This window comes from Pseudomonas sp. AGC41 (assembly GCF_057334555.1).
In genome coordinates this window covers 26,350-28,867 of sequence record NZ_JBHFJB010000157.1, presented here as the reverse complement: position 1 = coordinate 28,867, position 2,518 = coordinate 26,350, and the positions used below count along the sequence as shown (strand labels likewise).

The window sequence follows — 2,518 nt, the reverse complement described above, 5'->3', positions numbered from 1 at the left end:
CCCCCCCCCCCCCCCCCCCCCCCCCCCACATCCGCTCCTCGGTGCATTCATAAGCTGAATGACAGACCACCCCTCAATACCGAGCTATCCTTGTGCCAGCCCCCACTCGAACAAGAGGCCGCGCACATGAGTCTTTCCTCATTCAAGATCGCCCATAAACTGATCACCGGCGCCGCTGCCATCGAGCAACTGGCGGCGGAGCTGACCCGGCTGGATGTCGATAACCCGCTGATCGTCACGGACGCGGCGCTGGTCAAGTCCGGTACCGTGGAGTTGGCGCTGCAGCATCTGGGCGGGCGCAACTACGAAATTTTCGACCGGGTCATGCCCGATCCGGAAATCGCCATCGTCGAAGACTGTATGCAAGCCTACCGCGACGGCGGGCATGACGGCCTGATCGGCCTGGGCGGTGGCAGCGCTATCGACATTGCCAAGTGCGTGGGCGTTTATGCCGGTTACCACGGTGAGTTGCAGGATATGTTCGGTGTCGATCAGGTGCCGCGCAAAGGCCCGCCCATGATCGCCATTCCCACTACTGCCGGTACCGGTTCGGAAGTCACCAACGTAGCGATCCTCTCTGACAAGGCCGCGCAGCTGAAAAAGGGCATCGTCAGTGATTACCTGCTGCCGGACGTGGCGCTGGTCAGCCCGCAGATGACCCTGACGTGTCCGCGCAGCGTGACCGCCGCCAGCGGCGTTGATGCGTTGGTGCACGCCATCGAGTCGTACCTGTCACTCAACGCCTCGCCGATCACCGATGCCCTGGCCATTGGCGCGATCAAGCTGATCACCCGCGCCTTGCCCAAGGCCTACGCCAACCCGTCTCACTTGCAGGCCCGTGAAGACATGGCCACCGCCAGCCTGATGGCCGGCATGGCGTTCGGCAATGCCGGGGTCGGCGCCGTGCATGCGCTCGCCTATCCGCTGGGTGGGCGTTTCCATGTCTCCCATGGCGTCGCCAACGCATTGTTGCTGCCGTATGTCATGCACTGGAACAAGATGGCCTGCGTCGAACGGATGCGCGATATTGCCGAAGCCATGGGCATCAAGACGGCTCATTTGAGTGATATCGAAGCCGCGGACGAGGCCGTGGAGGCCATGGCCGCGTTGTGTGCCGCGGTGGAAGTTCCCAAGGGGCTGAGTGGCCTGGGCGTCACCGAGGAGGTGATTCCGTCCATGGCGGCGGAGGCGGCGGGTATAGAGCGGCTGATGCGCAACAACCCGCGCAAGCTGAGCGCCGGCGATATCGAGAAGATCTACCGAGCGGCGTATTGATCGTGCGTCACGGTGGGCGCGCCAAATCTTGAGGTATACAATGCGCGCCATCGTGATTTCGCTCAAAACAGGTGCGTCATGCAGCCCTTCGCTATTGCTCCGTCGATTCTCTCCGCCGACTTCGCCCGCCTGGGCGAGGAAGTGGATAACGTTCTGGCCGCCGGGGCCGACATCGTCCACTTCGATGTCATGGACAACCACTACGTACCCAACCTGACCATCGGCCCGATGGTCTGCGCGGCGCTGCGCAAATACGGCATCACCGCACCAATCGATGCGCACCTGATGGTCAGTCCGGTGGATCGCATCGTCGGTGATTTCATCGAGGCCGGTGCCACCTACATTACCTTTCACCCGGAAGCCACGCTGCACGTCGACCGCTCCCTGCAACTGATCCGCGAAGGCGGCTGCAAGGCCGGCCTGGTGTTCAACCCGGCCACGCCCCTGGACGTACTCAAGTACGTGATGGACAAGGTCGACATGGTGCTGCTGATGAGCGTCAACCCGGGTTTCGGCGGGCAGAAGTTCATTCCGGGCACGCTCGACAAGCTGCGCGAAGCCCGCGCCCTGATCGATGCCTCGGGCCGGGATATCCGCCTGGAAATCGACGGCGGCGTGAACGTGAACAACATCCGCGAAATCGCCGCGGCCGGTGCCGACACCTTTGTCGCCGGTTCGGCGATCTTCAACGCACCGGACTACCAGGCAGTCATCGAGAAGATGCGCGCCGAACTGGCCCTGGCACGTCCATGAGCGGCTTCGAGCAGCTGTTTCCCGGCAGCCTGCCGCGTCTGGTGATGTTCGACCTCGACGGCACGCTCGTCGATTCGGTCCCGGACCTGGCGGCCGCCGTGGACAATATGCTGCTCCAGCTCGGGCGTCCGCCTGCCGGCATCGACGCGGTGCGCCAGTGGGTCGGCAACGGCGCGCCGATGCTGGTGCGCCGCGCCCTGGCCAATCACATTGATGCCCAGGGCGTTGATGAGGCCGAGGCCGAGCGGGCACTGGAACTGTTCAACGAAGCCTATGAGGGCAACCACGAATTGACCGTGGTTTATCCGGGCGTGCGCTCCACCCTCAAATGGTTGCACAAGCAGGGCGTGGAAATGGCGCTGATCACCAACAAGCCGGAGCGTTTTGTCGCGCCGCTGCTGGACCAGATGAAGATCGGCCGTTATTTCCGCTGGATCATCGGCGGCGATACCTTGCCACAGAAAAAGCCCGACCCGGCCGCGCGGTTGTT

3 protein-coding genes are annotated in these 2,518 nt (G+C 63.3%); all 3 read left to right on the top strand.

Annotated features, from left to right (window positions below):
* The first annotated feature begins 126 nt into the window (after positions 1-126).
* The gene (locus ACE04F_RS27205; protein WP_486110641.1) at positions 127-1,275 is read left to right on the top strand and encodes an iron-containing alcohol dehydrogenase; all 1,149 of its coding nucleotides are present in this window, start codon (positions 127-129) and stop codon (positions 1,273-1,275) included.
* Between the two features lie 78 nt (positions 1,276-1,353).
* Positions 1,354-2,028: a ribulose-phosphate 3-epimerase gene (gene rpe, locus ACE04F_RS27200; protein WP_305498417.1), complete on the top strand. Its 675-nt coding sequence runs from the start codon at positions 1,354-1,356 to the stop codon at positions 2,026-2,028.
* On the top strand, positions 2,025-2,518 hold a 494-nt coding region (locus ACE04F_RS27195), incomplete at its 3' end, for an HAD family hydrolase (RefSeq protein WP_486110640.1). The genes rpe and ACE04F_RS27195, both read left to right, overlap by 4 nt.